Here is a 25,109-nt window from a genome sequence, read left to right as displayed (position 1 = left end):
CTACGGCGTTTCGGGCACGGCGGTCGCGCGCTGCGCGGTCACGGCCTCGCCGCGCCGGCGCGGGCGGGTGACCTTGACGTAGTTGGCGGCGTAGTAGGAGCCGACCACGAACGCGGCGGCGAGCGCCTGCGCGGCGAGCGTCTCCCACACCGGGTAGATCTCGAACCACGCCCCGAGCCACTCGGGCACGCTGAACGGGGTGTCGTGGCGGGGGAGCCAACCGAGCTCGACGAAGCTCAGCGCGGTGCCGCCGATCATCACCACGAGCACGACGCCGACGAGCACGCCGGTGAGGACCAGCATCCGCTTGTACGGCAGCCGCGCGTGCAGATAGAACGTGAGCACGCCCACCACGGCGGTCGCGGCCAGGCCGACCCCGACGCCCTCGAGGACCGTCCCGCTCCCGTCCTGCAGTTGCAGGTTCTGCAGGAAGAGCACGACCTCGAAGCCCTCCCGGTAGACGCTCGTGAAGCCGAGCGCGACGAGCCCGACCGTCGCCCCGATCCCGGCGCGGGCGAGCAGCGTGCGCCGCCGCCGATGGTGGCGGCCGATCCACTCCGACCAGTACACCTTGTGCACGAACCAGTTCAGGACGAGCAGCAGGACGACGATCGCGAGGAAGCCCGTGATCGCCTCCAGCCGTGGGCCGAGAGAGGAAGCCGCGTCGAGCACGGCCTGCACGACGAACCACGTGACGACGGCGGCGCCGAACGCGGTCGCCGCACCGAGGACGACCGGTCGCCGCCGGCGGGCGTTGACGCCCTGGAAGCTGGCCGTGACCGCGGCGAAGATCAGCACCGCCTCCAAGCCCTCCCGGAACACGATCATCGCGGCGTTGAAGACGATCGTCGCGCGGCTCTGCGGGTGCGTGACCTCCGTCGGGTCGACCGGTCCGGTCGACGCGGTCGCCATCAGATAGACGAGGCCGGCGACGATCGCGGCGGCCGCGATCCAGATCAGCGAGCGGCGCCGGCGGGCGGTGACGGTGGTGGACACTTAGGCGACCCTAACGCGAGCTCGCCGGAGTTCCAGTACGTGTTCAGGTTGCGTTCAGGGGGCCGCAAAGATGAGGTGAACCCTTCGTTTCACATCTCGCCTTCATCTTTTCTCATCTACCTTTGCGTAGACCATGCCCAGCACTGCATCGACCTCGTCCACTGGTGGACCACGCCACGGAGGAGAGACCTCCGAGGCCCGCATCGCCAAGGCACTTGCGCACCCGCTGCGCGCCCGCATCCTGCAACGCCTCGGAGAGCGCGTCGCCAGTCCCGGCGATCTCGCGGTGGAGCTGGGCGAGCCGCTCGGCGTCGTCTCCTACCACGTCCGCATGCTGCGCGACTACGACTGCGTCGAACTCGTGCGCACCGAGCCCGTCCGCGGCGCGCTGCAGCACTTCTACAAGGCGACCGCGCGCCCGAACCTCGACGAGGCCCAGTGGCGCACGCTCCCGACGACGCTGCGCGGCGAGCTGCTCGGCTCGACGATCCAGGGCCTGGTCGACGACCTCGCGGCATCGTCCGACGCCGGCCGCCTCGAAGACCAGGACGTGATCGTCAAGCGCACCCCGCTGGAGCTCGACGAGCGCGGCTACCGCAAGCTGAACAAGCTGCTGGCCAAGACGCATGAGCAGGCGCTCGCGATCGCTGCGGAGAGCGCACAACGCGGCTCGGACGCCGTGACGGCGACCGAGGTCGCGCTGCTGCACTTCAAGCGCGGCTAGCCGTTGGGCACGCGGTACACGAAGCGGATCGTCGTCGCGCCCTTGCGGCCGCGCTCGTTGTACGACTGCGCCTCGGTCGGTTTGAGGGTTTTGAACGTAAAGCCCTCGACGCTGCGCGGAACTTTGTAACGCACCTCGAAGCGGTCCTTCCACGCTTTCGCGACGCGGTGGGCCGTGGCGCATGACCCGCCTTCGATGGTGAGCTTGAAGACGCCGAACGTCTTCGGCCCGCCCTCCTGGTACGGGTAGCGCAGGTCCGCGGACTTGCATGTGCGCGGCTTGGCGTCCGCGGTCGCGGTCGCGGTGGCGGTGGCGGCCGGCAGGAGGGCGAGTAGGACGGCGGCGGAAAGGAAGCGGGGCGACATGGCACGGTGAGCCTAAACGCGCCGAGGAGCTCCGTGGTGTAAGGCACTTTGCGGGTTTCGTGCACGAGTCTGCGGTTTTCTGCGGTTTTCTGCACGTTTGCGCTACGGTGAGGATCACGTGCATTTCTCCTCGGAACGACAAGCCGCGATCCTCGCCCGCCTGGACCGCGACGGCCGCGTGATCTCGGCGACGCTCGCCGAGGAGCTCGAGGTCTCTCCCGACTCGATCCGGCGCGACCTTCAGGACCTCGAGGCGGCGGGTGCGCTGCAGCGCGTCCATGGCGGCGCCATCCGGCCGCCGGCCGACAATCCCGCGTTCCTGGAACGCCTTGAGGAGGAGGATCCCGGGAAGCTGGTCGTCGGTCGCCGCGCCGCCGAGTTGATCGAAGACGATCAGCTGGTCGTCATCGGTGGGGGGACGACGGCGCTCGAGCTGGCACACGCGCTGCGGCGGGACCTGCGTGCGACGGTGCTCACGTCGAGCCCCGATGTCGCCCTCGCGCTCCGCCGCCATCCCGGCGTGACCGTCGACGTGCTCGGCGGGCGGCTCGACCGCGCGTCGCAGACCCTCACCGGGGGCGAGACGGTCGAGCAGCTGCGGCGTGTGCGGCCGGACGTCTGCGTCGTGAGCCCGTGCTGGGTGGATCTCGACCTCGGCGTGACGTTGCGCGAGCGGGCGGAGGCGGAGGTCGTCAAGACGATGATCGAGCGCTCGCGGCGTGTGATCGGCCTGGTGCCGTTCATGAAGATGGGTAACGCGGGCCCATACGTCGTCGCCGACGTCGAGCAACTCGACGTGCTCGTCACAGACGCCCCGGAGCACATGGCGGTCGAGTACGGGCGGCTCGGCATGCAGCTGGTGTACGCGTGACCGCCCGCAAGGCGATGTACGCGGTCTACGCCGTGTTCATCCTCAACGGCTTCGCGTTCGCCTCCTGGGCATCGCGGATCCCGCAGGTCCGCGACGGCCTGCACCTGAACCCGCAGAAGCTCGGCCTCGTCCTGCTCTCGATCGCGATCGGCTCGCTGATCTCGATGCCGCTCGCCGGCGTCGTCATCTCGCGGATCGGCGCCGCCAGAACCGTGAGCGTGATGTCGCTGATCGCCGCGACCGGGCTCGCCGTCGCGGCGATCGGCTATCAGCACGGCGTCGCGCCGGTCGTGCCGGGCCTGTTCCTGCTCGGCCTCGGCAGCGGCACCTGGGACGTCGCGATGAACGTCGAGGGCGCCGAGGTCGAGCGTCGTCTCGGGCGCTCGATCATGTCGCGCTTCCACGCCGGGTTCAGCGTCGGCACGGTCGCGGGGGCGCTGCTCGGCTCGGCGATGATCGCGCTCGGCGTCTCGGTCACCGTCCACCTGGTCGCCGTGGCGATCCTCATCGCGGCGAGCGCGACGCCGGCCGCGCGCGGATTCCTGCCCGTCTCCCACCACGAGGAGCACCACGTGGGGGAGGAGCGGCGCAGCCCGCTGAAGGCCTGGACCGAGCCGCGGACGCTGCTGATCGGCCTGTTCGTCTTCACGATGGCGTTCACGGAGGGAACCGGCGTCGACTGGCTCGGTGTGGCGACCATCGACGGCTACCACGTCGACCCGGCGCTCGGCTCGCTGACGTTCGCGATCTTCCTGGCCGCGATGACGCTCGGCCGCTGGTTCGGCCCGGCGCTGCTGGACCGCCACGGCCGCGTGCCGGTGATCCGCGTGCTGGGGGTCACCGCCGTGCTCGGCCTGATCCTGGTGGTCTACGGCGGCTCGCTCGCCGGCGCGATGGCGGGCGCGGCGCTGTGGGGCGTGGGCGTGTCGCTCGGCTTCCCGGTGGGGATGAGCGCCGCCGCCGACGACGCCCGCCACGCCGCCGGCCGCGTCAGCGTCGTCTCCTCGATCGGCTACCTGGCCTTCCTCGCCGGCCCGCCGTTCGTCGGCTTCCTCGGGCACGAGGTCGGCACGCTGCGCGCCCTCACCGCCGCGGCGGCGATGGTCTCGCTCGGCGTGCTCATCTCCGGCGTCCTGCGCCCGAAGCCGAGTGACCCGTTCGGGCGCGAGATCGTGCCGGTCAGTGCAGTGTGAAGTCCGTCAGCAGCACCTCGTCGAGCTTGACGTCGGTGTGCTTGCGGATGTCGCGCGCCAGCTTGAGCTTGAGCTGGTCGCGCCGCTCGCGGTCGAGGAGATCGCGGCGATCGATGCCCATCAGGTCGTTGGTGAGCACCTCGCGGACGACGCCCGTCTGTGACTCGGCCGTCTCGGTCCCGGAGTCGACCTGCAGCCCGACCGTGATCGTGGCGTAGCCACCGCCGGCGAGGTCGACGAGCACGTCCTGGTTGAGGACGTACACGGTGCCGTGCACCTTCGACGGCGTCGTGGGCGCCGCCTGGGCGCCGCAGCCGGCCAGCACGAGCGCGGCGGCCGCCGCGGCGATCAGCGACCTTCCCATCGCACCTGCTCGAGCGGCATGACGACCAGCGCGGTGTTGAGCTTCGGCCCTCGGGTGTCCGATACACGCAGCAGCGCGGGCTGCTCCGCGGGGGTCGTCGCAAGGGTGATCGTGATCGCGACGCCGACGATCCACACCGTCAGGAGCGAGATCCACGTCGCCTTGCTGATCGAACCCATACCTGCCTACTCGGCCGCGGGTGAGCAGCTCGCGAGCGCGCGCGACGCGCGCTCGGCGGATGTTCTACGTGTGGAAATTCGAGACGAGCGTCTGGAGCGCCGTCGCCATCTGCGCGAGGTCCTCGCTGGAGGCGGCGATCTGCTGTGTGGCGGCGGAGGACTGCTGCGTGGCGGCGGACACGTCGGCGGTCGCGTCGCCGGCCTCGCGGGCGATGTCGCCCACGCCGGTGGTCGCACTCGACATGCGGTGGATGCAGTCCGAGACGTTCGTGATGCTCTCGGCGAGGCCGTGGAACGCCGCCTCGGTCTCGCGGACGGTGACGTTCGAGGACTCGGCGAGCTTGCGGACCTCGTCGGCGACGACGGCGAACCCGCGGCCGGACTCGCCGGCGCGCGCGGCCTCGATCGCCGCGTTGAGCGCGAGCAGGTTGGTCTGGTCGGCGATCGCCGAGATCTGGCTGGTGAGCGCGACGCCGGACTCGGCCAGGCGGCCGGCCTGCTGGGCGAGCGCCTCGGCCTCGCGGTTGATCTCCTGGGCGGACTCGATGCTCTGGATCTGGCGGTTCGCGCCTTCGGCGACGCCCGAGGAGAGGCGGGCGATGTTCTCGATCGCGGCGCCGGTCTCCTGCGTGGTCGCCGACATCTCCTGCGACGCGCCCGCGACCTGGCCGGCGGTCTCGGTGATGTGCTCGATCATGTGGGCGACGCTCGTGCGCGTGGCGTTATAGGCCTCGAGGCCGCCCTGGGCCTTGCCCAGCATGACGTTGAACGTCTCGCCGAGCGAGCCGAGCTGCTTGCCATGGCCGGTCTGCAACGGGGTCGTCGCGGGGTGGACGACCACCGTCAGGTCGCCCTGCGCCATCGCCGACAGACCGTCGCCGAGGCCGGTGAGGCAGTGGTCGGACATGCTGTTCAGGCGGGTCTGCAGGTCGTCGAGGCAGGAGTTGTCCCCGAGCGCCGAGCGCATCGTCTCGCGCACGCTGTTGTAGCCCGCGAGCGCGGTCTGTGCCTTCTCCAGCATCGAGTTGAAGAGGTCGACGAGCTCCTGCGTCTCCGGATTCTCAGCGCGCGTGGTGATCGGCTTCGTCGCGGGGTCCACACGCACCGTCAGGTCGCCTCGCGTCATCGCGTCCAGACCGGCGACGAGGTTCGTCAGGCAGTGGTCGTGAAGGCTGCGCAGGCGTGAACGCAGCTCGGCAGCGGCGGTATCGGGCGCAGCGGCGGGCTCGGGGGCTGCGGAGCGACGGAGGAAGGACACGTTCGATTTGTCGGCGCACAGGCACTCGAAGTTGAGGCGAAGGTCAGCAACCTTTCACTGGCTCGTGCTTACTACGAGGAGTGCTGTTCAGGTCCCGTTCAGCTAGCGTGACCCACCATGCCGGGCGTGACGCGGATCGGCATCTGCGAGGACGACTCGGGCCTGAGATCGGTGCTCGCCCGTGCGCTGCTCGACGAGGGCTTCGAGGTCCGGACCGTCCCCGGCGGCCGCCTCGCGGTCCAGGAGTTCTCGGCCTCTCCGCCGGATCTGCTGGTGCTCGACATCGGTCTGCCGGACGCCGACGGCCGCGACGTCTGCCAGGCGCTGCGCGCCCACGGCGTCACCTCGCCCGTGATCTTCCTCACCGCCCGCGGCGAGCTCACCGACCGGCTGGCCGGCTTTCACGCCGGCGGCGACGACTACCTGACCAAGCCGTTCGCGCTCGCCGAGCTGGTGGTGCGGGTGCGGGCGCTGCTCAAGCGCGCCGGTGTCGAGCCCGAGCCGCCCCCGCCCGCCGGCGCGCTGCGGCTCGATCCCGCCGCCCACGGCGTCCGCGTGGGGGAGCGCGCGGAGGCGCTGACCCCGACCGAGTTCCGCCTGCTGGCCGCGCTCGCCTCGCGACCCGGCGAGGTCCTGCGCCGGCGCGAGCTAGTGTCCGCCGCGTGGCCCGATGGCGCGATCGTGAACGCGAACACGCTCGACGCTTACATCGGCCGTCTGCGACGGAAGCTGCGGGCGGTGGAGGCCGAGCAGGAGATCGCCACCGCGCGTGGCGTCGGCTACACGCTCCGGTGAGCCTGCGCGGCCGCGTCACGCTGGGCACGGTTCTCGTGTTCGGTGTCGGCCTCGCGGTGATCTCGGTCGCGCTGAACCTGCTGCTCGCGGAGCGGCTGAGCGCGGACGCGTCGAGCCTGCTGCGCAACCGCGCCGACGCGCAACTGACGACGCTCGAGACCGTCGACGGGAGCCTGCGGGTGCGCGAGGTCCCCAACGACGCGGCGCTGGACGAGCACGCCTGGGTGTTCGACGCCGACGGCCGCGCGGTCGAGCGCTCGCCCGCGACCGGCAAGCTCGCGGCCGCGATCGAGCGGCTGAAGGGCGTCCAGACCGAGACCGAGACCGACCCGACCGAGCACGTCCGCCTGCTCGCCCGCCCGATCGACGGCGGCGGGACGGTGATCGTGGGCGTCTCGATGGACCCGTACCGCCACACCGAGCGGATCGCGGTCGTGGGAACGGGGATCCTCTGCCTGTTCGTGCTGCTCGGGTCCGCGCTCGTCGCCCGCCGCGCCGTCGGCGCCGCGCTCGAACCGGTGTCCGACATGACCGCGCGCGCCGCCGAGTGGAGCGAGAACGACCTGCACCGTCGCTTCGCGCTCGGTCCGCCGGTCGACGAGTTGACCGCGCTGGCGGCGACCCTCGACGGCCTGCTCGGCCGCATCGACGCCGCGCTGCGCCACGAGCAGCGCTTCTCGGCGGAGATGGCGCACGAGCTGCGCACGCCGCTGTCCGGCGTGCGCGCCGAGGTCGAGTTGGCGCTGCGCGACGGCCGCACCGACGCCGAGCGCCGCGCGGCCTTGCAGACGGTGCTCGCCGGCACCGACCGCATGGCCGCCGTGATCGAGACGCTCCTGGCCGCCGCGCGCAGCGACACCGCCCGCGGCTCCTCGGACGCGGTCGCGGTCGCCCGTACCGTGACGCAGCTCGTCCAGCCGTACGAGCGCGCGATCGCGTTGCGTGCCACGGTCGAACCGCTGACGGTGCGCGTCGGCGAGGACGTGATCGCGGGGGCGCTCCATCCCTTGTTGGAGAACGCGGTCCGCCACGCCACCCACGACGTCGAGGTGGAGGTCGCCCCGGGCGCCGACGGCGGCGTGGTGATCGCCGTCAGCGACGACGGGGCGGGAATCGCGCCGGAGGACGCCGAGCGGATCTTCGCCCCGGGCGTGAGCGGCAACGGCGGCGCGGGCCTCGGCCTGCCCCTGGCGCGGCGACTGGCGCGCGCGGCGGGTGGCGACGTCGTCGCGGTCCCGCAACGCGGCGGCCGCCTCGAGCTACGACTCCCGACCTGAGCCGGCGGCGGCCAGCGTCGCCGCGATCAGCTGTCGCGTGTCGGCCGGGTCGATCACGTCGTCGAGCTCGAACAGCTGCGCGGCGTTGAGCGCCTTCGCGTTCTCCAGCGCCGCGGCGGTGAGGTCGCGGACGTGCTGCTCGCGCGCCGCCTCGTCCTCGATCGCCTCGAGCTCCTTGCGCAGCGCGAGGCGGATCGCGCCCTCCAACCCCATCGGCCCGAGCGTCGCGGACGGCCAGGCGACGGTCAGGAGCGGCTCGTGCAGGCTGCCGGCGACCATCGCCTGCGCGCCGAGCCCGTAGGCGCGGCGGAGGATCACCGCGACGAGCGGGACCGACAGCGCGGCGCCGGCGATCAGCAGCCCGGAGGCGCGGCGGACGAGGCCGGTCGCCTCGTGCTCCGGGCCGACCATGAAGCCGGGCGTGTCGACCAAGGACACGACCGGCAGCCCGAACGCCTCGCACAGCCGCAGGAACGCGGCGCCCTTGTCGGACGCGGCGGCGGTGATCGCACCGGCGAGCACCTTGGTGTTGTTGGCGATCACACCCACCGGGCGGCCTTCGATCCGCGCGAACGCGGTCACGAGCTCGGGCGCGTAGCGCTCGCGCAGCAGCAGGACGGAGTCGAGGTCCGCGAGCGTCTCGATCACCGGGACGACGTCGTAGGCGCGGCGTGCGCTCTCCGGGAGCGCGTCGCGCAGCAGCGTCTGGTCGAGCGCGGTCCAGTCGTCGACCGGGCCCTGCAGCAGCCGCTTGGCCGCCGCGACCGCCGCCGCCTCGTCGGAGACGACGAGGTCGACGACGCCGTTGGGCGCCTGTATGTCCATCGGGCCGATGTCGTCGGGCGCGACGTCGCCGAGGCCGCCGCCCGCGATCATCGCCGGCCCGCCCATCCCGAGCGACGCGTCGCGGGTGGCGACGATCAGGTCGCTGCAACCCGCGATCACGGCGTTGCCGGCGAAGCAGCGGCCGTGGACGATCGCGATCCGCGGCACCTTGCCCGCGAGCCGCGCCCACGACGCGAACGCGCGCGTGTGCAGCCAGGAGACGCCCGGGAGGTCGGTGTCGCCGGGGCGCCCGCCGCCGCCCTCGGCGAAGAAGACGACCGGCAGCCGCAGCCGCTCGATCAGCTCGAACAACCGGTCCTTCTTGGCGTGGCCGATCATCCCCTGCGTCCCGGCCAGCACCGTGTAGTCGTAGGCGAGCACCGCGACCGGCCGCCCGCCCACGCGCGCGGTGCCCGCGACGAGCCCGTCGGCGGGCGTGCGGGCGATCAGGTCCTCGACGTCGCGCCGCTTGCGCTGGGCGGCGATCGCGAAGCGGCCGTACTCGACCCAGGAGCCGGCGTCGATCAGGTCCTCGACGTTCTCGCGGGCGGTCCGGCCGCCGCCCGCGTGCCGCTTCGCGACCGCGTCGGGTCGAGCGGCGTCCTCGGTCAGCGCGCGACGGCGGGACAGCGCGGCGAGGTCGTTAGGGTCCGGCGCCTCCATGACGGCGCTGACGATTGCAGATGTGCTGGCGGTCCCCGCCACCGGCGGCTACTTCGCCGACGACCAGGGCGCGATCAAGGCCGGGGCGGTGCGCGACGGGCTCGCCTACCCGGGCGACGTGCGCGTGCCGGCCGAGGCGGTCTCGGTCCTGTTGCGGCTCAGCGACGGCTACGTCGCCCACGGCGATTGCGTGAGCGTGCAGTACAGCGGCGTCGGCGGGCGCGAACCGCGCTTGCACGCCGAGACGCTCGCGACACGCATCCGCGAGGAGATCCCGCTGCGGGGCATGCCGGTCACCGGCTTCCGCGACATGCTGGTCGAGGGCTACGGCGCCGCCGCCGACTACGGCCTCAGCCAGGCGCTGCTCGACGCCGCCGCCCACCGCGCGGGCACCACGATGGCCGAGGTGATCGCCGCCGAGTGGGACCTGCCGACGACGTTCGCGCGCGTCCCGCTCTACGCCCAGACCGGCGAGGCCCGGCACGACAACGTCGACAAGATGGTGCTCAAGGAGGTCGACTCGCTCCCGCACGGGCTGATCAACACCCCTGAGTTGGCGGCGGGGATCGTCGACTACGTGCGCTGGGTCCGCGACCGCGTGCTGCGCCTGCGACGGCGCGAGGACTACGCGCCGATCCTGCACTTCGACGTCTACGGGCTGCTCGGCCCCGACGTCGACACGATCCTCGCCATGGCCGAGGCGGCGCAGCCCTTCGCGCTGCGGGTCGAGCACCCCCTCGACGCGGGCTCGCGCGAAGCCCAGATCCACGCGCTGCGGGACCTGCGCGAACGGCTGGGCGGGCGCGTGCAGATCGTCGCCGACGAGTGGGCGAACACCGTCGACGACATCCGCGCCTTCAACGCCGCCGGCGCCGCCGACGTGATCCAGATCAAGACCCCCGACCTCGGCGCCCTGCACCACACGGTCGAGGCGATCCTCCACTGTCAGGCGCACGGCGTCGTCGCCCACGTGGGCGGCTCCTGCGCGGAGACCGAGCGCAGTGCCCAGGTCACCGCGCACGTCGCCGTTGGTGCGCACGCTGACCAGATGCTGGCCAAGCCCGGGATGGGCGTTGATGAGGGCGTGTCAATAGTTCGTAACGAGATGTTCAGATTGCTGGAAATGGCATTGGCAGGGGTGTACAAACCAAGGTGATGTCGACGCTTCACGTTATGTCCGACGCGCGCGGTCGCTGGCGCGTCGTCGAAGAGGACGAAGAGCAGACCGAGCTCTCCGCATACACCACCGCGGACGCCGCCGAGCGTGACGCCTGGCGCCGCGGAGCCCGGTCCGTGCTCGTGCACGACCGGTACGACCGGATCCACCGCGCCCCGCGCTTCACGAGCAAGACGCTGCAGACCCGCTGAGCGCTAGCGTGACGGCGATGCGCCGCCGCATCGTCGTCATCGGAGCCACCGGCCACGTCGGTACCTACCTCGTCCCGCGCCTCGTGCGGGCCGGCCACGACGTCGTCGCGCTCAGCCGCGGCGAGCGTGAGCCGTACTCGCCGTCGGCCGAGTGGGCGTTCGTCGAGCGGGTGAGCGCCGACCGCGATGCGGAGGACGCCGCGGGGACGTTCGGCGAGCGGATCGCGGCGCTCGCGCCCGACGTCGTGATCGACATGATCTGCTTCACGGCGCAGAGCGCCCGGCAGCTCGTCGACGCCCTGCGGCCCTCAAAGCCGCTGCTTCTGCACTGCGGCACGATCTGGGTCCACGGCCCCGCCCATCGCGTCCCGATCACCGAGGACGAGCCGCGTACCGCGTTCGGCGACTACGGCGTCGGCAAGGCCGAGATCGAGCTACTCCTGCAGCGCGAGACGCTCGCGGGCGGCGTCCCGAGCGTGATCCTGCACCCAGGCCACATCACCGGCCCCGGCTGGTCGGTCATCACGCCCGCCGGCAACCATGACCTCGGCGTGTGGCGCGCGCTCGCCCACGGCGACCCGGTCCCGCTCCCGGACCTCGGCCTCGGCGTCCTGCACCACGTCCACGCCGACGACGTCGCGCAGGCGTTCGAGCGCGCGCTGAATCGGCCGGCCGCGATCGGCGAGAGCTTCCATGTCGTCGCCGAGCAGGCGATGACCCTGCGCGGCCTCGCCCACGGCGTCGCCGGCTGGTTCGGCCGCGAGCCGAACCTCGAGCTGGTCGACTGGGTCGAGTTCGAGCGCCGCGTCGGCGCTGGACACGCACGCGTCACCCACGACCACGTGGTCCGCTCGATCACCGCCTCGATCGCCCGCGCCCGCGACGTGCTCGGCTACGCGCCCCGCTACAGCTCGCTCGAGGCGCTGCACGAGGCGCTCGGCTGGCTCGTCGCCAACGGCGAGGTCGAGCTCTAGCGCGACGGTCTCGGCCCCGCCCGGGAGGGGGTGGGCGGGGCCGAGCGTTCCGTTCGGAAGGAGGGTCTAGGCCTTCCGCAACAACCGCCGGGTCCGTGGCGGGTGCCGGATACCAAGGTACCTGGTTTGATGAAGGAAGACTGAGCCCGCGTCGGATCCGTTACGCCGCTTTTCAGAGCGGCGAGGGCCGGAGCTCGCCGCTGCCGCGCTCGATCAGCGGGGCTTCGAGCACCACCCGGCGCGACGCGCCGCGGTGGCCGTCCAGGCGCGAGAAGAGCAGCTCGGCGGCGGTGCGGCCGAGGCCGAGGGCGTCCTGGGCGACGACCGTCACCGCGGGCTCGACGGCCGCGGCGAGCGGGATGTCGTCGAAGCCGATGTGGGCGACGTCGTGCTGGCGGCCCAGCCGGTGCAGGGCGCGCAGGACCTCGATCGTCAGCAGGTTCTGGCTGCTGAACAGCGCCGTCGGGGCGCCGGGCCCGCTCAGAAGCTCGGTCGTGTCGGCGAACGCGCCCGCCGGGTCGACGGGGTGGCGGGTGATCTCGGGCAGGCCGGCGAGGTGCATCGCCGCCTTGTAGCCCTGGAAGCGCTCGACCGAGGTGTGGATGATCGGCGGGTAGCCGATGAAGGCGATCCGCTCGTGGCCGTGGGCGATCAGGTGCTCGATCGCGCGCTCGGTCGCCCCGCGATTGTCGGTCAGCACGCAGTCGGCGTCGATCGTCGGCGACGGACGGTCGACGAAGACGAGGCCGAGGCCGTTGGCGACGTCGCGCAGCAGGTGGGTGTGATCGGTGGCGGTCGGCGCGATGATCACGCCGTCCACCCGGCGCGACAACATGCCCTCGATCAGCTCGAGCTCACGGTCGGGGTCCTCGTCGGAGCTGCCCGCGAAGGTCACGACGCCGCGGGTACGGGCGACGTCCTCGACGCCGCGGTGGATCCCGGAGAAGAACGGGTTCGAGACGTCCTCGAAGATCAGCGCGATCGACGCCGACATGCCGTTGGACCGGCGCAGCGTGCCCGCGGTGTGGTTGTGCCGGTAGCCGAGCAGCTCGACCGCCCGCTCGACCTTGATCGCGAGCTCCGGGGCGACTGGGGGATGACCGTTGACCACACGTGAGACGGTGCTCAGGCTGACGCCGGCGACCGCGGCGACATCCTTCATCGTCGGTCGACGGCCTCTAGGCGGAGCGGTCATCGGACGCGGACCGTAGCGGACCAGTGGGTCCGGGGGCTTGAGTCACGCGACCGGGATCTCGCCCGAGCCGCGGGCGATCAGCCGCGTGGGGACGACCTCGCGCCGCTCCGCGGTCTCCAATCCGCCGAGCCGCGCGAAGAGCAGCTCGCCGGCGCGGCGGCCGAGCTCGTACGGATCCTGGGCGATCACGGTGATGCCCGGGTCGACGAGGTCGCCGAGCACGACGTCGTCGAACCCGGCCAACGCGACCCGCCGCTGGATGCCGAGCGCGCGCAGTGCCCGGATCGCGCCGATCGTGATCAGGTTCTGGCCGGTGAAGAGCGCGGTCGGCCGGTTCGCCGACAGCATCAGCTCGTGCGTGGCGGCCTCCGCGAGGTCGGAGTCGACGAGCTCGGTGCGCTCGAGCTCGGGGTCCGGCGCGAGGCCGGCACCCGCGAGCGCCTGCCGGTAGCCGTCGCGCCGCTCGGTCGCGGTGAAGACCGACGACCGGTCGCCGAGGAACGCGATCCGGCGGTGACCGGCGGCGAGCAGATGCTCCACCGCGGTGCGGGCGCCGCCGGCGTTGTCGCTGACGACCGCGTCGCCCGGCATGTACCGCGGCGGCCGGTCGACGAACACCAGCGCGGTCCCGGCGCGATGGTCGCGCATCAGGTAGCTCTGATCGCCGGCGCAGGGGACGATCACGAGACCGTCGACGCCGCGGGCGCCGAACGCCTCGGCGAGCTCTCGCTCACGGTCGGCGTCCTCGTCCGACGATCCGACGAACGTCAGGACGTCGCGTGAGCGGGCGACGTCCTCGACGCCGCGGTGCACGGCCGAGAAGAACGGGTTCGAGACGTCCTCGATGATCAGCCCGATGCTCGCCGAATGCCGGTCCGCGCGGCGCAGCGTGCTGGCCGTGAGATCGCGCCGGTAGCCGAGCAGCCGCACCGCCTCGTGGACGCGCTCGGCGAGGTCCGGCCGCACGTCCCCGGTGCCGTTGACCACGCGGGAGACGGTCGCCAGCGACACGTCGGCGACGCGCGCCACTTCCTTCATCGTCGGGCGGCGCCCGGTCTCAGAAAACGTTCCCACGGATCGCACCATACAGCGCCGTGTCAAGGGTGTCGAACGAGAATTCGTTTTCTGAGTTGCTTGACATATGCGGCACTGGCGCGCTAACAATGCCTTCTGAAAACGTTGTCTCCCGGGTCGGGGTGGTTCGGGGGAGGAGAGGTAGGAGCAATGCGGGGAATGCGATTTGCGGTCGCAGGGTCGACACTTGCCCTGGTGGCCGGTCTGGCTTCGTGCGGTGGTGACGACAGCGGCTCCGGCGGCGGTTCGACATCGGGCGCGAAGGACGGCGTGAAGGTCGGTCTGATCACGAAGACCGAGACCAACCCGTTCTTCGTGAAGATGAAGGACGGCGCGAGCGCCGAGGCGCAGAAGACCGGCGCCAGCCTTCAGTCCTTCGCGGGCAAGAAGGACGGCGACAACGAGTCCCAGGTGTCGGCCGTCGAGAGCCTGATCTCGGCCGGGGCGAAGGGCTTCCTGATCACGGCCAACGACTCCAAGGCGATCGTGCCGTCGCTCGACAAGGCGCGTCAGGCGGGGCTGCTGGTGATCGCGCTCGACACGCCGATCGAGCCCGCCGACGCCGCCGACGCGACGTTCGCGACCGACAACTACGCCGCGGGCCTGGCGATCGGCAAGTGGGCCAAGGGCACGTTCGCCAAGGACGGCAAGCAGGCGAAGATCGCGATGCTGGACCTCAACCCGGACGGCGTGTCGGTCGACGTGCAGCGCGACCAGGGCTTCCTCGAGGGCTTCGGGCTCGACGTCGGCGACAAGACCAAGATCGGCGACGAGAAGCTGCCTGAGGTCGTCGGCCACGACGTGACCGACGGCGCCGAGGAGGGCGGGCGCACCGCGATGGAGAACCTGCTCCAGAAGGACCCGTCGATCAACCTCGTCTACACGATCAACGAGCCCGCCGCCGCCGGCGCCTACGAGGCGCTGAAGGCCGCGGGCAAGGACAAGGACGTCACGATCGTCTCCGTCGACGGCGGCTGCCCGGGCGTGGAGAACGTCAAGAAGGGCGTCATCGGCGCGACCTCGCAGCAGTACCCGCTCAAGATGGCCCAGATGGGCGTCGACGCGATCGCCGAGTACGCCAAGAGCGGCAAGAAGCCCGAGCCGACCGCCGGCAAGAGCTTCGTCGACACCGGCGTGACCCTGATCACCGACAAGCCGGTCGACGGCGTGGAGTCCAAGGACACCGCGTTCGGTCTCGAGAACTGCTGGGGCTAGATCACCGTGTCCAATCCCTTCCGTAAGCCCGCGACCGCCGGCGCCTCAGCCGGCGGCGGGACAGCCGGGGTCGTCGGACCCGCGCGCGAGACGACCCTCGTCGGCCGCATTCACGACATCCTGCACAAGAACGCGACGCTGGGGCCGCTGTTCGTCCTGGTCCTCGCGGTCCTCTACTTCAGCATCACGGCCGACCGCTTCCTGGCGCCGGGCAACCTGTCGCTGATCGTCCAGCAGGTGATGGTCGTCGGCACGCTGGGCATCGCCCAGACCCTGGTGATCCTCACCGCGGGCATCGACCTCTCGGTCGGCGCGATCATGGTGCTCTCGTCGATCGTGATGGCCAAGCTGGGCTCCGACTCGGGCCTTCCGGGCCTGCTGGCGCTCGGCCTGGGCTTCTCCGTCGGCACCGCCTGCGGCCTGATCAACGGCCTGCTGATCACGCGGCTGAAGCTGCCGCCGTTCATCGTCACGCTCGGCACACTGTACGTGTTCTTCGCACTCAACCTGTGGTACTCGCAGAGCGAGACGATCCGCGGCACCGACATGCCCAGCCTGCTGCTGTGGACGGGCAAGGCCGTGAGCATCGGCGACACTCGCATCACTTACGGCTCGATCCTGATGGTGGTGCTCTTCGGCGTCTTCGCCTGGGTCCTCAAGAACACCGCGTGGGGCCGGCACGTGTACGCCGTCGGCGACGACGCCGAGGCCGCGCGCCTGGCCGGCGTGCGCAAGGACCGCGTGCTGCTCAGCGTCTACGTCGTCGCCGGGCTGATCTGCGCCGTCGCCGGCTGGATGCTGATCGGGCGCATCGCGTCCGCCAGCCCGCAGGCGGGCGGCACGGCCAACCTCGACTCGATCACCGCCGTCGTGATCGGCGGCACCTCGCTCTTCGGCGGGCGCGGGCTGGTGGTCGGGACGCTCTTCGGCGCGTTGATCGTCGGCGTGTTGCGCAACGGGCTCACGCTGGCCGGCGTCGACGTCCTCTGGCAGGACTTCGCCGTCGGCATCCTGATCATCGCCGCCGTCGCGATCGACCAGTGGATCCGGAAGGTGAAAGCATGACGACCACGACCACGACCCCGATCCTGGAAGCCCGCGGCCTGGTCAAGCGCTACGGCCACGTGACCGCGCTGGGCGGCTCGGACTTCGACCTGATGCCGGGCGAGATCCTGGCCGTGATCGGCGACAACGGCGCCGGGAAGTCCTCGCTGATCAAGTGCCTGTCGGGCGCCGTCGTGCCCGACGAGGGCGAGATCCTGCTCGACGGCCAGCCGGTCGAGATGAAGACGCCGCTCGACGCCCGTGCGCTCGGGATCGAGACCGTCTACCAGACGCTCGCGGTCTCGCCCGCGCTCGACATCGCGGACAACCTGTTCCTCGGCCGCGAGCCGCGCGTGCCCGGGATACTGGGCTCGGTCTTCCGCAAGCTCGACCGCGGCAAGATGCGCGCCGAGGCCAAGCAGCAGATGACCGACCTGGGGATCATGACCATCCAGGACATCACGCAGCAGGTCGAGTCGCTGTCGGGCGGTCAGCGCCAGGGCGTGGCGGTCGCACGCGCGGCGGCGTTCGGCTCGAAGGTGATCATCCTGGACGAGCCGACCGCGGCGCTCGGCGTGAAGGAGTCCGCGCATGTGCTCGAGCTGATCCTGCGCGTCCGCGACTCGGGGATCCCGGTGATCCTGATCAGCCACAACATGCCGCACGTCTTCGAGGTCGCCGACCGCATCCACATCCACCGGCTGGGGAAGCGGATCGCGGTCGTCACCCCGAAGAGCCACACCCAGACCGAGGTCGTGGCGATCATGACCGGCGCCCAGGACCCAGGCGCCGCCGCCTATACGCGCGAGGTGGAACACCCCACCGCCCACTGAGCGCGGGCGAACTGATCGTCCAACGCGCGCGGGAACGGCACGATCGTGTGCCGTTCCCGCCAGCGCGCGTTCTCGTGGACGGCGTTGAAGCCGCCCGCGGTGATGACGCGTTCCGCGTGGGCGAGGTGGGGCGCGACGGGGTAGACGTCGGCGACGATCAGCTTCGGGGCCTCGCGCGCGTGTTCGATCAACGCGTCGAGCTCGTGCTGCGGGCCGGCGTGGACGACGAGCCAGTGCGGCTCGTCGGTCAGCGGTTCGCCGATCTCGCACTGCAGCAGCTCGAGCGGCTCGCCGACGCCGAGCGGCTCGACCTCGAAGGTGACGTCGTAGTGGGGGAGCGGGCCGTCGAGGCGTCGCTCGTAGACGTCCCAGCGCAGGCGGCGGGCGATGTAGGTCGCGCGGGGCAGCGTGAGCCCGCACAGCTCGCCGAGGATGCCGCCCGGGAAGGAGTCGACGAGGATCTCGTCGGCGTCGCGGAGCAGCGGCTCCAGCCAGGCGCGGAACGCGTCGCGGTCATGCCCGAGCCGGCGCGGCACTTTGAGCGCGCGGTGCGGCCCGGTGACGCGCGGGTCGCCGCCGAAGCGGCTCGCGGTGAGCAGGACCGCGTCATCGATGCCGAGCGCCGCGAGCACCTTGCGCGCCCGCGTGAGATGGCCGAGGCCGCCGCCGAGCGCGTAGTAGAGGGTGAGGCGCGGCCGCGCCGCGCCGGCGCCGCGTGCCGCCGCGCCGGTCACGCCGCGAGCCGGCCCGCATGCGTCTCGCGCAGCGCGGCGACGTAGCGGTCGAGCTCGAGCGCGGCGTCGAGCTCCGTCTCGGCCAGCCGCAGGCACGCCGCTCCCATCTCCAGCCGCCGCTCCTCGTCGAGCTTCGCGGCGGCCTGGAGCGCCCAGGCGCAGCGGGCCTCGTCGCCCGGGTCGAACAGGAACGCGGTGCGGCCGTCGTCGAGCACGTCCGCCATGCCGCCCGCGCGCGCGGCGATCATCGGCACACCCAGCGCGGCCGCTTCCGTGAGCACGTTCGGCAGGCCGTCGTAGAAGCTCGGGATCGCCAGCCAGTCGCACGCCGCGTACCACGGCAACAGCTCGAAGCGGTCCAGGAACGGCAGCGTGGTGTGCTCCACGGGATGCTCCGCGAGCCACGCCTCCATGTCGGGCGCCATCCAACCGGCGAGCAGCACGTGGAAGCGTTCCGCGACGCCCGACCGGCGCAGCGCGTCGAGCAGGAACACCCCGCCCTTCTTGGCCTTCAGCTGGCCGAACAGCCCCAGGACGCGGACGCCCTCGGGCAGCGTCGCGCGCCACTCCTGAGCCTGCCGGACGTCGCTCGGCGCCAGCGCCCAGTCGGCGCGGTCGATCCCGTTGGGGATCCAGCGCACGTCCGCGCGCGGGTGCAGCGCCGCGATCTTGGAGACCTTGTCCTGCGTGACCGCGCAGATCAGCGCGGACGCCTCGAAGCACTGATCGAGGATCGGGCGGCGGCGGATGCTGAAGACCGCGGCGTCGAAGTCGTTCCCGCGGATCAGCGTGATCAGCGGCACGCCGAGCCACGCGGCGAAGACCGGGCCCGCCATGATCGGCCGCGAGCCGCCGAACGCGACGACGTGGGTGTACGGCGCGGGATCCGCCTGCAGCGCGTTCCAGGCGAGATTGAGGGCATGCGCCGGGTCGTCCTCGACCGGGCAGGCGAGGTAGCGCCCGCCCGCCTGCGTCTCGATCGCCCACGGGCGCCCCCGCGGCTGCGGCATGAAGTGCAGGACGTCCACGAGCACGCCGCGCCTGCGCAGCCCGCGGACGATCCGGTCGCACGACGTCGCCATCCCCCCGCGTGACGGCGGGTAGGTCTCCGTCAGCCAGAGCGCGCGCAGCCCGTCAGGAATCGTCGAACCCGCCACCGTCGTCGTCGTAGTCGTCGCTCGCGTTCGGGTCGTCGTACCAGCGGTAGTCCGTGTCGCCCCAGTACGGGTCGTAGGTCGCCCACCAGATCGGCTCGTAGCCGCTGGAGCTGTACCAGCCGCGCCGGTAGCGGACGGCCGAGCGGGTGGGGGCGAGATCGATCCGCCCCGGGTCGACGTCGCGTTCCTCGTCGCGCTTGGCCGCGCACTCGACGCAGACGTTGTCCGGCGCCATGTGCTCCTCGCAGATCCGCCGCGTGCACATCGAGCACGAGGTGACCGCGCCGTTCGCGCAGTTGCGCAGCGTGAAGAACCCGCGCTTGCACGAGCACAGGTCGAGGCCTCCGAAGGCGCTCAAAGCTTCTTCCTCCGCGCCGGCTCGACCCGCTCGTAGGCGGCGGAGATCAGCTCGAGCAGCATCCGGATCGGGACGACGTGATCGACGGTCGGCTGCTCCATCGTCCCGCTGAGCTTGACCGTGGTCCGGCTCTCGCCCGCGTTCACCGTCTGCTTGGGCACGTCGCGGCCGCCCGTCGCGGGCGTGTAGTTGCGCGCGGGGACGGACAGCGTCACGTTCAGCGCGGTCTTCTTCTTGCGCTTGACCTTGCGCTTGGTCTTCCCCGAGGCAGACCGCTTGGTCTTGTTCGAGGCGCGGACCCGGTCGGTCACGGAGAACTGCACGTCGGCGCCGTCGGCGAAGTGGGCGTGGCCCTCGAGCCATGTGTCCTCGTAGAACGAGTCGACGATCTTGTAGTACGAGCCCTTCTTGTACGCGTCGCTCGTGTTGACCAGCTTCTGCGGCTGGATCGGGCCGGACAAGTCGATCTTGAGCGCGAGCGGCTTCTCCGGGTCCTGGTCCTCGCGCAGGATCAGGGTGAGCGGGACCGCGAACCAGCGCAGTCCGTTCGGCACGTCGTGCTTGCGCGCGTAGCGGCGCGCCCAGAACCCGCCGCCGCCCTCGCGGACGGCGTCGGACTGGCGGTCGAACTCGGCCACCGGGCCCAGCAGCCGCAGCCATTCGTCCGGACTGTGCTCGCCGGCGATCCGGCAGTCCTTGACCAGCGCCTGCTGCTCGGGGGTGAGCGCCTTGAAGGCGGACTTGACGTTGTCGCTCACGCCGCAATCCAATCAGCTTGCGTGGCGTACAGGGCTTGGAGTTCGTGAACGCTGCGTTGCCACGTCAGCTCGCGCGCGACGTGCTCGCGGGCGGCCGCGCCCATCGCGCGCAGCTCGTCGGGGAAGTCGAGCGCGACCCGGATGGCCCGCGCGAGCTCCCCCGGCCGGTCGGGCGCCACCAGCCTCCCGTGCTCGCCGTCACGCATGATCTCCCGCACCGCGGGCAGGTCGGAGGCGATCACCGGGGTCCCCGCCGCCAGCGACTCGAGGATCTTCAGCGGCGCGCAGCCCTGCACCACGTTGCGGCTGCAGTCCTTCAACGGCGCCAGGCTGAGCAGCGCGTGCTGCTTGTAGCGGGCGAGCTCGTCCTCGGGCAGCGCGAAGTGCCAATGCACCCGGTCGGCGACGCCGAGCTTCTCCGCGAACTTGCGGTACGCCTTGGCGCGGCGCTGGTGGACCGACGCGCAGACGACGAGGTGCAGCTCGGGGAGCCGCGCGAGCGCGCGCAACGCCGTGTCGACGCCCTGCCACGCCTGCAGCGCGCCGAAGTACAGGAGGAAGCGCTCCGGGACGTCGTCCGGGGGCGCCGCCGCTCCGGGGAGGTCGGCTCCGTTGCGGATCACGTGCGCCTCGACGCCGAGGCGCGCCGCGGTCACCTCCGACGGCGTGATCACGACGTCGGCCTGCTCCAGGCAGCGCCGCTCCAACCCGCCGATGCGCTCGAGGATCGCCGGCGGGATCGCGGGGTAGAGGAACGGCAGCTCGATCGACGGCAGCCCGTTTACCTCGTAGACGGTCATGTAGCGCCGACCCGGGTGCTCGACGATCGGCACCCCGCTCCACGGATCGCGGAAGTGCGCGATCTCGAGGTCCGGCAACCGGTCCAGCAGCGCGCTCAGCCGCTCGCCGTACCCCGCCGCCCGCTCGAGCACGTGGTCGGCCTCGCGCAGATAGCGCACCACCTCGACCGTCCCCTCGCGCTGGTACGCCGGCAGCTCGTCCCCGCCGAGCACATACAGCAGCCCGCCGCCCGCATGTTCGAACAGCGCTCGCGCGAACCGGTCGATGTGCACCGCCGACCCCTTCCGCGACGGGAACCGGTCGAAGGCGGCGTACAGCGCGCGATGTCGGAGCAGGTTCAGGGCTAGCACCGTAGCCGTCGCGCGCCGGATCGGAGAGGATCGAACGCGTGCCACGGGTGATCGCAGCGTTGACGGTGCTCGTGACGGTCGCGCTCGCCGCCGTCGGCCTCACGAGCGACCACGACGACGCGCCGCTCGGGCCGGTCCTGCTGGTGGCGTTCCTCACGCCCGCCTCCGTCGGGTTGTTCGTAGCGTTGCGCCGGCCCGGCAACGTCGTCGCGTGGATCCTCCAGCTGGGCGCGCTCAGCGTCAGCGTGGTGATGCTCGCAAGCGTCGTCGCGTCGGCGCAGGGCGAGACGACGCTCGGCCTGTGGGCGGCGACCGTCGCGGCGCCGTGGCCGGTGCTGTTCCTCTGGCCGCTGGCGCTCGCGTTCGTGTTCCCGGACGGCGGGCTGCCGTCGCCGCGCTGGCGGCCGGTGGCGTGGGCGGTGTCCGCGAACTCGGCGCTGATCGTGATCCTGCTGATCCTCGCCCCGACGCACCTGATCGGCGATCGCGACGTCCCGAACCCGCTGCCGCACCTCCCCGCAAGCCTCGAGCCGCTCTTCTGGGTGTGCTGGGGCGGGCTGCTGGCCTCGTTGTTCGCCGGTGCGCTGGCGCTGCGGGCGCGCTACAAGGCGGGGGACGAGCTGCTGCGCCGGCAGGTGCTCTGGCTCGCCTACGGCGCGCTGCTGATCCCCGTCTGGTTCGGCGGGACCTCGCTGCTCGGCGTGATCGGCCTGCACAGCGACGCGACGGACATCGTCACGCTCACGCTGCTGCAGGCATGGCCCGCGGTCGCGGTGGCGATCGCGATCACCCGCCACGGCCTGTACTCGATCGACCGGCTCTTCAACCGCACGCTCGTCTACGCGACGCTGACCGTGCTGCTGGTCGGGACCTACGCCCTCGGGTCGCTGCTGATCGGCCAGCTCGTCGGCGAGTCCAAGCTGACCGCGTCGCTGGCGACGATCGCCGCCGCGCTCGCCTTCCTCCCGCTGCGCGACCGGCTGCAGACGCTCGTCGACCGCCGCTTCGCCCGCCGCCGCTTCGACGCCGTCCGGATGCTGCGCGACTTCCTCGACGAGGTGCGCGACGGGCACGCCGAGCCGGAGGACGTCGGCGCCGTGATCGCGCTGGCGCTCGACGACCGCGACGCCACGCTCGTCTTCCAGCTCCCCGAGAGCGGCAGGTTCGCCGACCGCAACGGACACGCGGTCGAGCTGCCCGACGACGGGCGGGAACGCTCCGTGATCGGCCGCGACCTCGGCGTGCTCGTGCACGAGGCCACCGCGCCGGATCTGCTCCACGGCGTCCTCGGCGCCGCCGCGGTGCCGGTCGAGCTCGCCCGCCTGCGCGTCGAGCTGCGCCTGCAGCTCGCCGAGGTGGAGTCCTCGCGCGCGCGGATCGCGCAGGCCGGGTACGAGGAGCGCCGCCGGCTCGAGCGCGATCTGCACGACGGGGCGCAGCAGCGGCTGGTGACGCTCGGCATCGTGCTGCGCCGCCTCCAGCGCTCGCTGCCGCGCGAGGCGCAGATGCTCGTTCCCGCGCTGGACGCCGCCGTGGCGGAGGTCGCCGCCTCGATCGCCGACCTGCGCACGATCGCCGCGGGCGTGCGCCCGCCGCGGCTCGACGAAGGGCTCGCGGCCGCCCTCGCGGACCTCGCGCGCGGCGCCGCGGTCCCCGTCGACGTCACCGCGACCCCCGACCGCGCGCCGCCCGAGGTCGAGGCGACCGCGTACTTCGTCGCCTGCGAGGCGCTCACCAACGCCGTCAAGCACGGCTCGCCGTCGCGCGTGGTCGTCGAGACGTTGCGCACGGACGGCGTGCTGCGGATGACGATCGCCGACGACGGCATCGGCGGCGCGGTCGCGGTGCCCGGGATGCAGGATCGGGTCGCCGCCCAGGGCGGGACGCTGGCGATCGTCTCGCCGCCCGGCGAGGGCACGCGGATCGCCGTGGAGCTGCCATGCGGATCGTGATCGCCGAGGACACCGTGCTGTTGCGCGAGGGGCTCGCGGGGTTGCTCGAGGACGCCGGCCACGAGGTCGTCGGCAAGGCGGGCGACGCCGACACGCTGCTCGCGCTCGTCGCCGAGCACGAGCCGGAGCTCGCCGTCGTCGACGTGCGGATGCCGCCGGGGTTCGACGACGAGGGCACGCGCGCGGCCGCGACGATCCGCACCACGCACCCGGAGACCGCCGTGCTGGTGCTCTCCCAGCACATCGAGACCCGCCACATCGTCGAGCTCGTCACCGCCGGCGGCGGCTTCGGCTACCTGCTCAAGGACCGCGTCCTCGACGTCGACGACTTCCTCGACGCCGCCCGCCGGGTCGCCGACGGCGGGTCGGCGCTGGACCCGCAGGTCGTCGCGACGCTGATCGGCGCGCCGCGTCCGGTCAGCGCGTTGAACGAGCTCTCCCCGCGCGAGACCGAGGTCCTCGGGCTGATGGCCGAGGGGCGCACCAACGCCGGCATCGCCAAGCGCCTGTGGCTGACCGAGAAGACCGTCGAGGCGCACGTGCGCTCGATCCTGATGAAGCTCGGGCTGCCGCTCAACAACGACGACCACCGCCGCGTGCTCGCCGTCCTCGCCTACCTCCGCGTTCTTAAGGGCTAGCCCTCAGCGCATTCCGGTGGAAGCCCTGTAGCCGCGCTGCAGAGCCAAACGTAGCGTCTGCAGCATGCTCAATCACCCGCTCCGCACGATCGCCCTGACCGCCGCGCTCGTGCTCGTTCCCGCCGCCTCGGCGTCGGCCAAGACCGAGACCCTGCGCTTCTTCTCGAAGGTCGACAAGCTCACGCTGACCCACGCCGACGGAACCGTCGTCGACACCCCGACCGGCCCGCCCGTCGCCGGCGACCGGCTCGACATCTACTCCTCCGACTTCGCCGGGAACCACGCCAGGCACGCGAAGAAGTCGACCGCCTCCGAGCACGTCGTCTGCACGTTCACCTCGGCCCCGGAGCCCGACTGCATCGCCCACGTCGCGATCGGCGGCTCGCTGCTGATCTTCCGCGGGAACACGCTGATCGGCGGCTCGGGCAAGTACCTCGACGCCACCGGGAAGGTCGTCTCCAACGAGACGGTCGGCGACTCCAACGACTCCGACATCGTGGCGAAGATCAAGGTGCGCTGAAATCCCATGCCGTGATCGAGTGGTTCGACCCCGAGTCCGACCTGGAGCAGCGGCTGCTGGAGGACCCGCAGCTCCAGCGCGGGTGGGCGTGGGGGAGCCCCCGGCACGGCCATCCCGAGGGCGCGGTCGGCCGCCACGTCGCGATGATGCTCGACGAGATCGACCCGGGCGACCCGCTGCGCGCCGACCTGCGGCTCCTCACGCTGCTGCACGACACGTTCAAGGTCGACGCCCGCGAAGGCCTCCCGTACTCGCCGGACACCGACCACGCGCTGCTCGCCAAGCGCTTCGCCGACCGCCACGGGTGCCCGCGCCGGATCGCCGACACGCTCGCCCTCCACGACGCGCCGTACTGGGTGTGGCACCGCCGCGGCGGCGACCCCGGGCTGCTCGAGCAGATCCTCGACCGCGCGCCCGATCGTGAGCTGCTGGAGCGCTTCGTCGAGCTCGACGCGGCGACGCTGGGCAAGAACCCGGAGTTCCTCGAGTGGTTCCGCGCGCAGACGCGCGGCTAGCCTGACGGAGCGAGGGATGGCTTCAGGACGTGCTTTGCCGACCGAGCGGTGCGTCCGCTCTCCATCCCTCGCCTCCATCCTGCGGTGCCTGGAAGAGCGGTCCTCGTCGCTTC

At 71.9% G+C, this 25,109-nt stretch carries 28 protein-coding genes; 15 read left to right on the top strand and 13 right to left on the bottom strand.

Translation table 11 applies throughout. From position 1 onward, the window contains the following. The gene (locus tag G569_RS0143990) at positions 1-996 is read right to left on the bottom strand and encodes an FTR1 family protein (RefSeq protein ID WP_028068127.1); all 996 of its coding nucleotides are present in this window, start codon (positions 994-996) and stop codon (positions 1-3) included. Positions 997-1,129: 133 nt separating this feature from the next. On the opposite strand from G569_RS0143990, the gene G569_RS0143985 reads away from it, so the two are divergent. After that, positions 1,130-1,720 carry an ArsR/SmtB family transcription factor gene (locus G569_RS0143985; protein ID WP_084286370.1) on the top strand — a complete coding sequence of 197 codons (591 nt, stop codon included), beginning with the start codon at positions 1,130-1,132 and terminating at the stop codon, positions 1,718-1,720. Here the strand turns inward: G569_RS0143985 and G569_RS0143980 are convergent. Further along, positions 1,717-2,085 (bottom strand): hypothetical protein, encoded by a 369-nt coding sequence (locus tag G569_RS0143980; protein ID WP_028068125.1) that lies wholly within the window; start codon positions 2,083-2,085, stop codon positions 1,717-1,719. The two genes, G569_RS0143985 and G569_RS0143980, sit on opposite strands and share 4 nt — an antisense overlap. Before the next feature lie 118 nt (positions 2,086-2,203). On the opposite strand from G569_RS0143980, the gene G569_RS0143975 reads away from it, so the two are divergent. Both G569_RS0143975 and G569_RS56825 read left to right on the top strand, forming a co-directional pair. Continuing rightward, entirely contained in the window at positions 2,204-2,956 is a 753-nt protein-coding gene (locus G569_RS0143975; protein ID WP_028068124.1) for a DeoR/GlpR family DNA-binding transcription regulator, read from the top strand. Continuing rightward, positions 2,953-4,149 carry an MFS transporter gene (locus tag G569_RS56825; RefSeq protein WP_211233280.1) on the top strand — a complete coding sequence of 399 codons (1,197 nt, stop codon included), beginning with the start codon at positions 2,953-2,955 and terminating at the stop codon, positions 4,147-4,149. The genes G569_RS0143975 and G569_RS56825 overlap by 4 nt, the downstream gene beginning before the upstream one ends. Here G569_RS56825 and G569_RS0143965 read toward each other — a convergent pair. The 3 genes from G569_RS0143965 to G569_RS66255 all read right to left on the bottom strand — a co-directional run bounded on the left by G569_RS0143965 (position 4,136) and on the right by G569_RS66255 (position 5,950). After that, complete coding sequence (locus G569_RS0143965; protein ID WP_028068123.1) at positions 4,136-4,513, bottom strand: flagellar basal body-associated FliL family protein; 378 nt, start codon at positions 4,511-4,513, stop codon at positions 4,136-4,138. The genes G569_RS56825 and G569_RS0143965 overlap by 14 nt on opposite strands. Continuing rightward, the gene (locus G569_RS0143960) at positions 4,498-4,692 is read right to left on the bottom strand and encodes a hypothetical protein (RefSeq protein ID WP_028068122.1); all 195 of its coding nucleotides are present in this window, start codon (positions 4,690-4,692) and stop codon (positions 4,498-4,500) included. The genes G569_RS0143965 and G569_RS0143960 overlap by 16 nt, the downstream gene beginning before the upstream one ends. A gap of 64 nt (positions 4,693-4,756) precedes the next feature. Next, complete coding sequence (locus G569_RS66255) at positions 4,757-5,950, bottom strand: methyl-accepting chemotaxis protein (RefSeq protein WP_037503545.1); 1,194 nt, start codon at positions 5,948-5,950, stop codon at positions 4,757-4,759. A gap of 117 nt (positions 5,951-6,067) precedes the next feature. On the opposite strand from G569_RS66255, the gene G569_RS0143950 reads away from it, so the two are divergent. Together G569_RS0143950 and G569_RS56820 are read left to right on the top strand one after the other, a co-directional pair. Further along, positions 6,068-6,745 (top strand): response regulator transcription factor, encoded by a 678-nt coding sequence (locus tag G569_RS0143950; RefSeq protein ID WP_037503542.1) that lies wholly within the window; start codon positions 6,068-6,070, stop codon positions 6,743-6,745. Next, on the top strand, positions 6,742-8,022 hold the full coding sequence (locus tag G569_RS56820; RefSeq protein ID WP_053227886.1) for an ATP-binding protein: 1,281 nt from the start codon (positions 6,742-6,744) through the stop codon (positions 8,020-8,022). The genes G569_RS0143950 and G569_RS56820 overlap by 4 nt, the downstream gene beginning before the upstream one ends. On the opposite strand, the gene G569_RS0143940 is transcribed toward G569_RS56820, so the two are convergent. Beyond that, positions 8,005-9,510 carry an acyl-CoA carboxylase subunit beta gene (locus G569_RS0143940; RefSeq protein ID WP_028068119.1) on the bottom strand — a complete coding sequence of 502 codons (1,506 nt, stop codon included), beginning with the start codon at positions 9,508-9,510 and terminating at the stop codon, positions 8,005-8,007. The genes G569_RS56820 and G569_RS0143940 overlap by 18 nt on opposite strands. Here G569_RS0143940 and G569_RS0143935 point away from each other — a divergent pair. Genes G569_RS0143935 through G569_RS0143925 form a run of 3 tightly spaced genes read left to right on the top strand, consistent with a single transcriptional unit; the run spans position 9,509 to position 11,852 of the window. Further along, a complete protein-coding gene (locus tag G569_RS0143935; protein WP_053227885.1) occupies positions 9,509-10,666 on the top strand; it encodes a methylaspartate ammonia-lyase in 1,158 nt (385 codons plus the stop codon). The genes G569_RS0143940 and G569_RS0143935 overlap by 2 nt on opposite strands. Positions 10,667-10,683: 17 nt before the next feature. Beyond that, entirely contained in the window at positions 10,684-10,878 is a 195-nt protein-coding gene (locus G569_RS0143930) for a hypothetical protein (RefSeq protein WP_028068117.1), read from the top strand. A gap of 17 nt (positions 10,879-10,895) precedes the next feature. Beyond that, positions 10,896-11,852 (top strand): NAD-dependent epimerase/dehydratase family protein, encoded by a 957-nt coding sequence (locus G569_RS0143925; RefSeq protein WP_037503769.1) that lies wholly within the window; start codon positions 10,896-10,898, stop codon positions 11,850-11,852. Positions 11,853-12,024: 172 nt separating this feature from the next. Here G569_RS0143925 and G569_RS0143920 read toward each other — a convergent pair whose 3' ends face one another. Both G569_RS0143920 and G569_RS0143915 read right to left on the bottom strand, forming a co-directional pair. Further along, entirely contained in the window at positions 12,025-13,014 is a 990-nt protein-coding gene (locus tag G569_RS0143920) for a LacI family DNA-binding transcriptional regulator (protein WP_053227884.1), read from the bottom strand. Positions 13,015-13,089: 75 nt separating this feature from the next. Beyond that, positions 13,090-14,121: a LacI family DNA-binding transcriptional regulator gene (locus G569_RS0143915; protein ID WP_028068114.1), complete on the bottom strand. Its 1,032-nt coding sequence runs from the start codon at positions 14,119-14,121 to the stop codon at positions 13,090-13,092. 150 nt (positions 14,122-14,271) lie between these two features. On the opposite strand from G569_RS0143915, the gene G569_RS0143910 reads away from it, so the two are divergent. Genes G569_RS0143910 through G569_RS56810 form a run of 3 tightly spaced genes read left to right on the top strand, consistent with a single transcriptional unit; the run spans position 14,272 to position 17,213 of the window. Then, complete coding sequence (locus G569_RS0143910) at positions 14,272-15,336, top strand: substrate-binding domain-containing protein (RefSeq protein ID WP_028068113.1); 1,065 nt, start codon at positions 14,272-14,274, stop codon at positions 15,334-15,336. A gap of 6 nt (positions 15,337-15,342) precedes the next feature. After that, complete coding sequence (locus G569_RS56815; RefSeq protein WP_084286369.1) at positions 15,343-16,401, top strand: ABC transporter permease; 1,059 nt, start codon at positions 15,343-15,345, stop codon at positions 16,399-16,401. Further along, entirely contained in the window at positions 16,398-17,213 is an 816-nt protein-coding gene (locus G569_RS56810) for an ATP-binding cassette domain-containing protein (RefSeq protein ID WP_053227882.1), read from the top strand. Before G569_RS56815 ends, G569_RS56810 begins: the two co-directional genes overlap by 4 nt. Here G569_RS56810 and G569_RS0143895 read toward each other — a convergent pair. The 5 genes from G569_RS0143895 to G569_RS56800 are packed head-to-tail and all read right to left on the bottom strand — an operon-like array spanning position 17,177 to position 21,293. Continuing rightward, a complete protein-coding gene (locus G569_RS0143895) occupies positions 17,177-17,947 on the bottom strand; it encodes a hypothetical protein (protein ID WP_028068112.1) in 771 nt (256 codons plus the stop codon). The two genes, G569_RS56810 and G569_RS0143895, sit on opposite strands and share 37 nt — an antisense overlap. Further along, complete coding sequence (locus tag G569_RS56805; protein WP_157592731.1) at positions 17,944-19,104, bottom strand: glycosyltransferase family 4 protein; 1,161 nt, start codon at positions 19,102-19,104, stop codon at positions 17,944-17,946. The genes G569_RS0143895 and G569_RS56805 overlap by 4 nt, the downstream gene beginning before the upstream one ends. Further along, on the bottom strand, positions 19,082-19,462 hold the full coding sequence (locus tag G569_RS0143885) for a hypothetical protein (protein WP_028068111.1): 381 nt from the start codon (positions 19,460-19,462) through the stop codon (positions 19,082-19,084). The genes G569_RS56805 and G569_RS0143885 overlap by 23 nt, the downstream gene beginning before the upstream one ends. Then, on the bottom strand, positions 19,459-20,220 hold the full coding sequence (locus tag G569_RS0143880; protein WP_028068110.1) for a hypothetical protein: 762 nt from the start codon (positions 20,218-20,220) through the stop codon (positions 19,459-19,461). Before G569_RS0143880 ends, G569_RS0143885 begins: the two co-directional genes overlap by 4 nt. After that, complete coding sequence (locus tag G569_RS56800) at positions 20,217-21,293, bottom strand: glycosyltransferase family 4 protein (RefSeq protein ID WP_053227906.1); 1,077 nt, start codon at positions 21,291-21,293, stop codon at positions 20,217-20,219. The genes G569_RS0143880 and G569_RS56800 overlap by 4 nt, the downstream gene beginning before the upstream one ends. 116 nt (positions 21,294-21,409) lie before the next feature. Between G569_RS56800 and G569_RS60390 the strand changes: the two genes are divergently transcribed. The 4 genes from G569_RS60390 to G569_RS56785 all read left to right on the top strand — a co-directional run bounded on the left by G569_RS60390 (position 21,410) and on the right by G569_RS56785 (position 24,996). Continuing rightward, positions 21,410-23,323, top strand: a complete 1,914-nt coding sequence (locus G569_RS60390; protein WP_157592730.1) for a sensor histidine kinase — start codon at positions 21,410-21,412, stop codon at positions 23,321-23,323. Continuing rightward, entirely contained in the window at positions 23,311-23,961 is a 651-nt protein-coding gene (locus G569_RS56790) for a response regulator transcription factor (protein WP_037503538.1), read from the top strand. Before G569_RS60390 ends, G569_RS56790 begins: the two co-directional genes overlap by 13 nt. A gap of 64 nt (positions 23,962-24,025) precedes the next feature. Beyond that, a complete protein-coding gene (locus G569_RS0143860; protein ID WP_028068108.1) occupies positions 24,026-24,481 on the top strand; it encodes a hypothetical protein in 456 nt (151 codons plus the stop codon). A gap of 11 nt (positions 24,482-24,492) precedes the next feature. Further along, positions 24,493-24,996 (top strand): hypothetical protein, encoded by a 504-nt coding sequence (locus G569_RS56785; RefSeq protein ID WP_053227880.1) that lies wholly within the window; start codon positions 24,493-24,495, stop codon positions 24,994-24,996. The last annotated feature ends 113 nt before the right edge of the window (positions 24,997-25,109 follow it).

Source organism: Solirubrobacter soli DSM 22325 (assembly GCF_000423665.1).
Lineage (GTDB): Bacteria > Actinomycetota > Thermoleophilia > Solirubrobacterales > Solirubrobacteraceae > Solirubrobacter > Solirubrobacter soli.
Note: the sequence above shows the minus strand (reverse complement) of the source record. Positions and strands in the feature narration are given on the sequence as shown.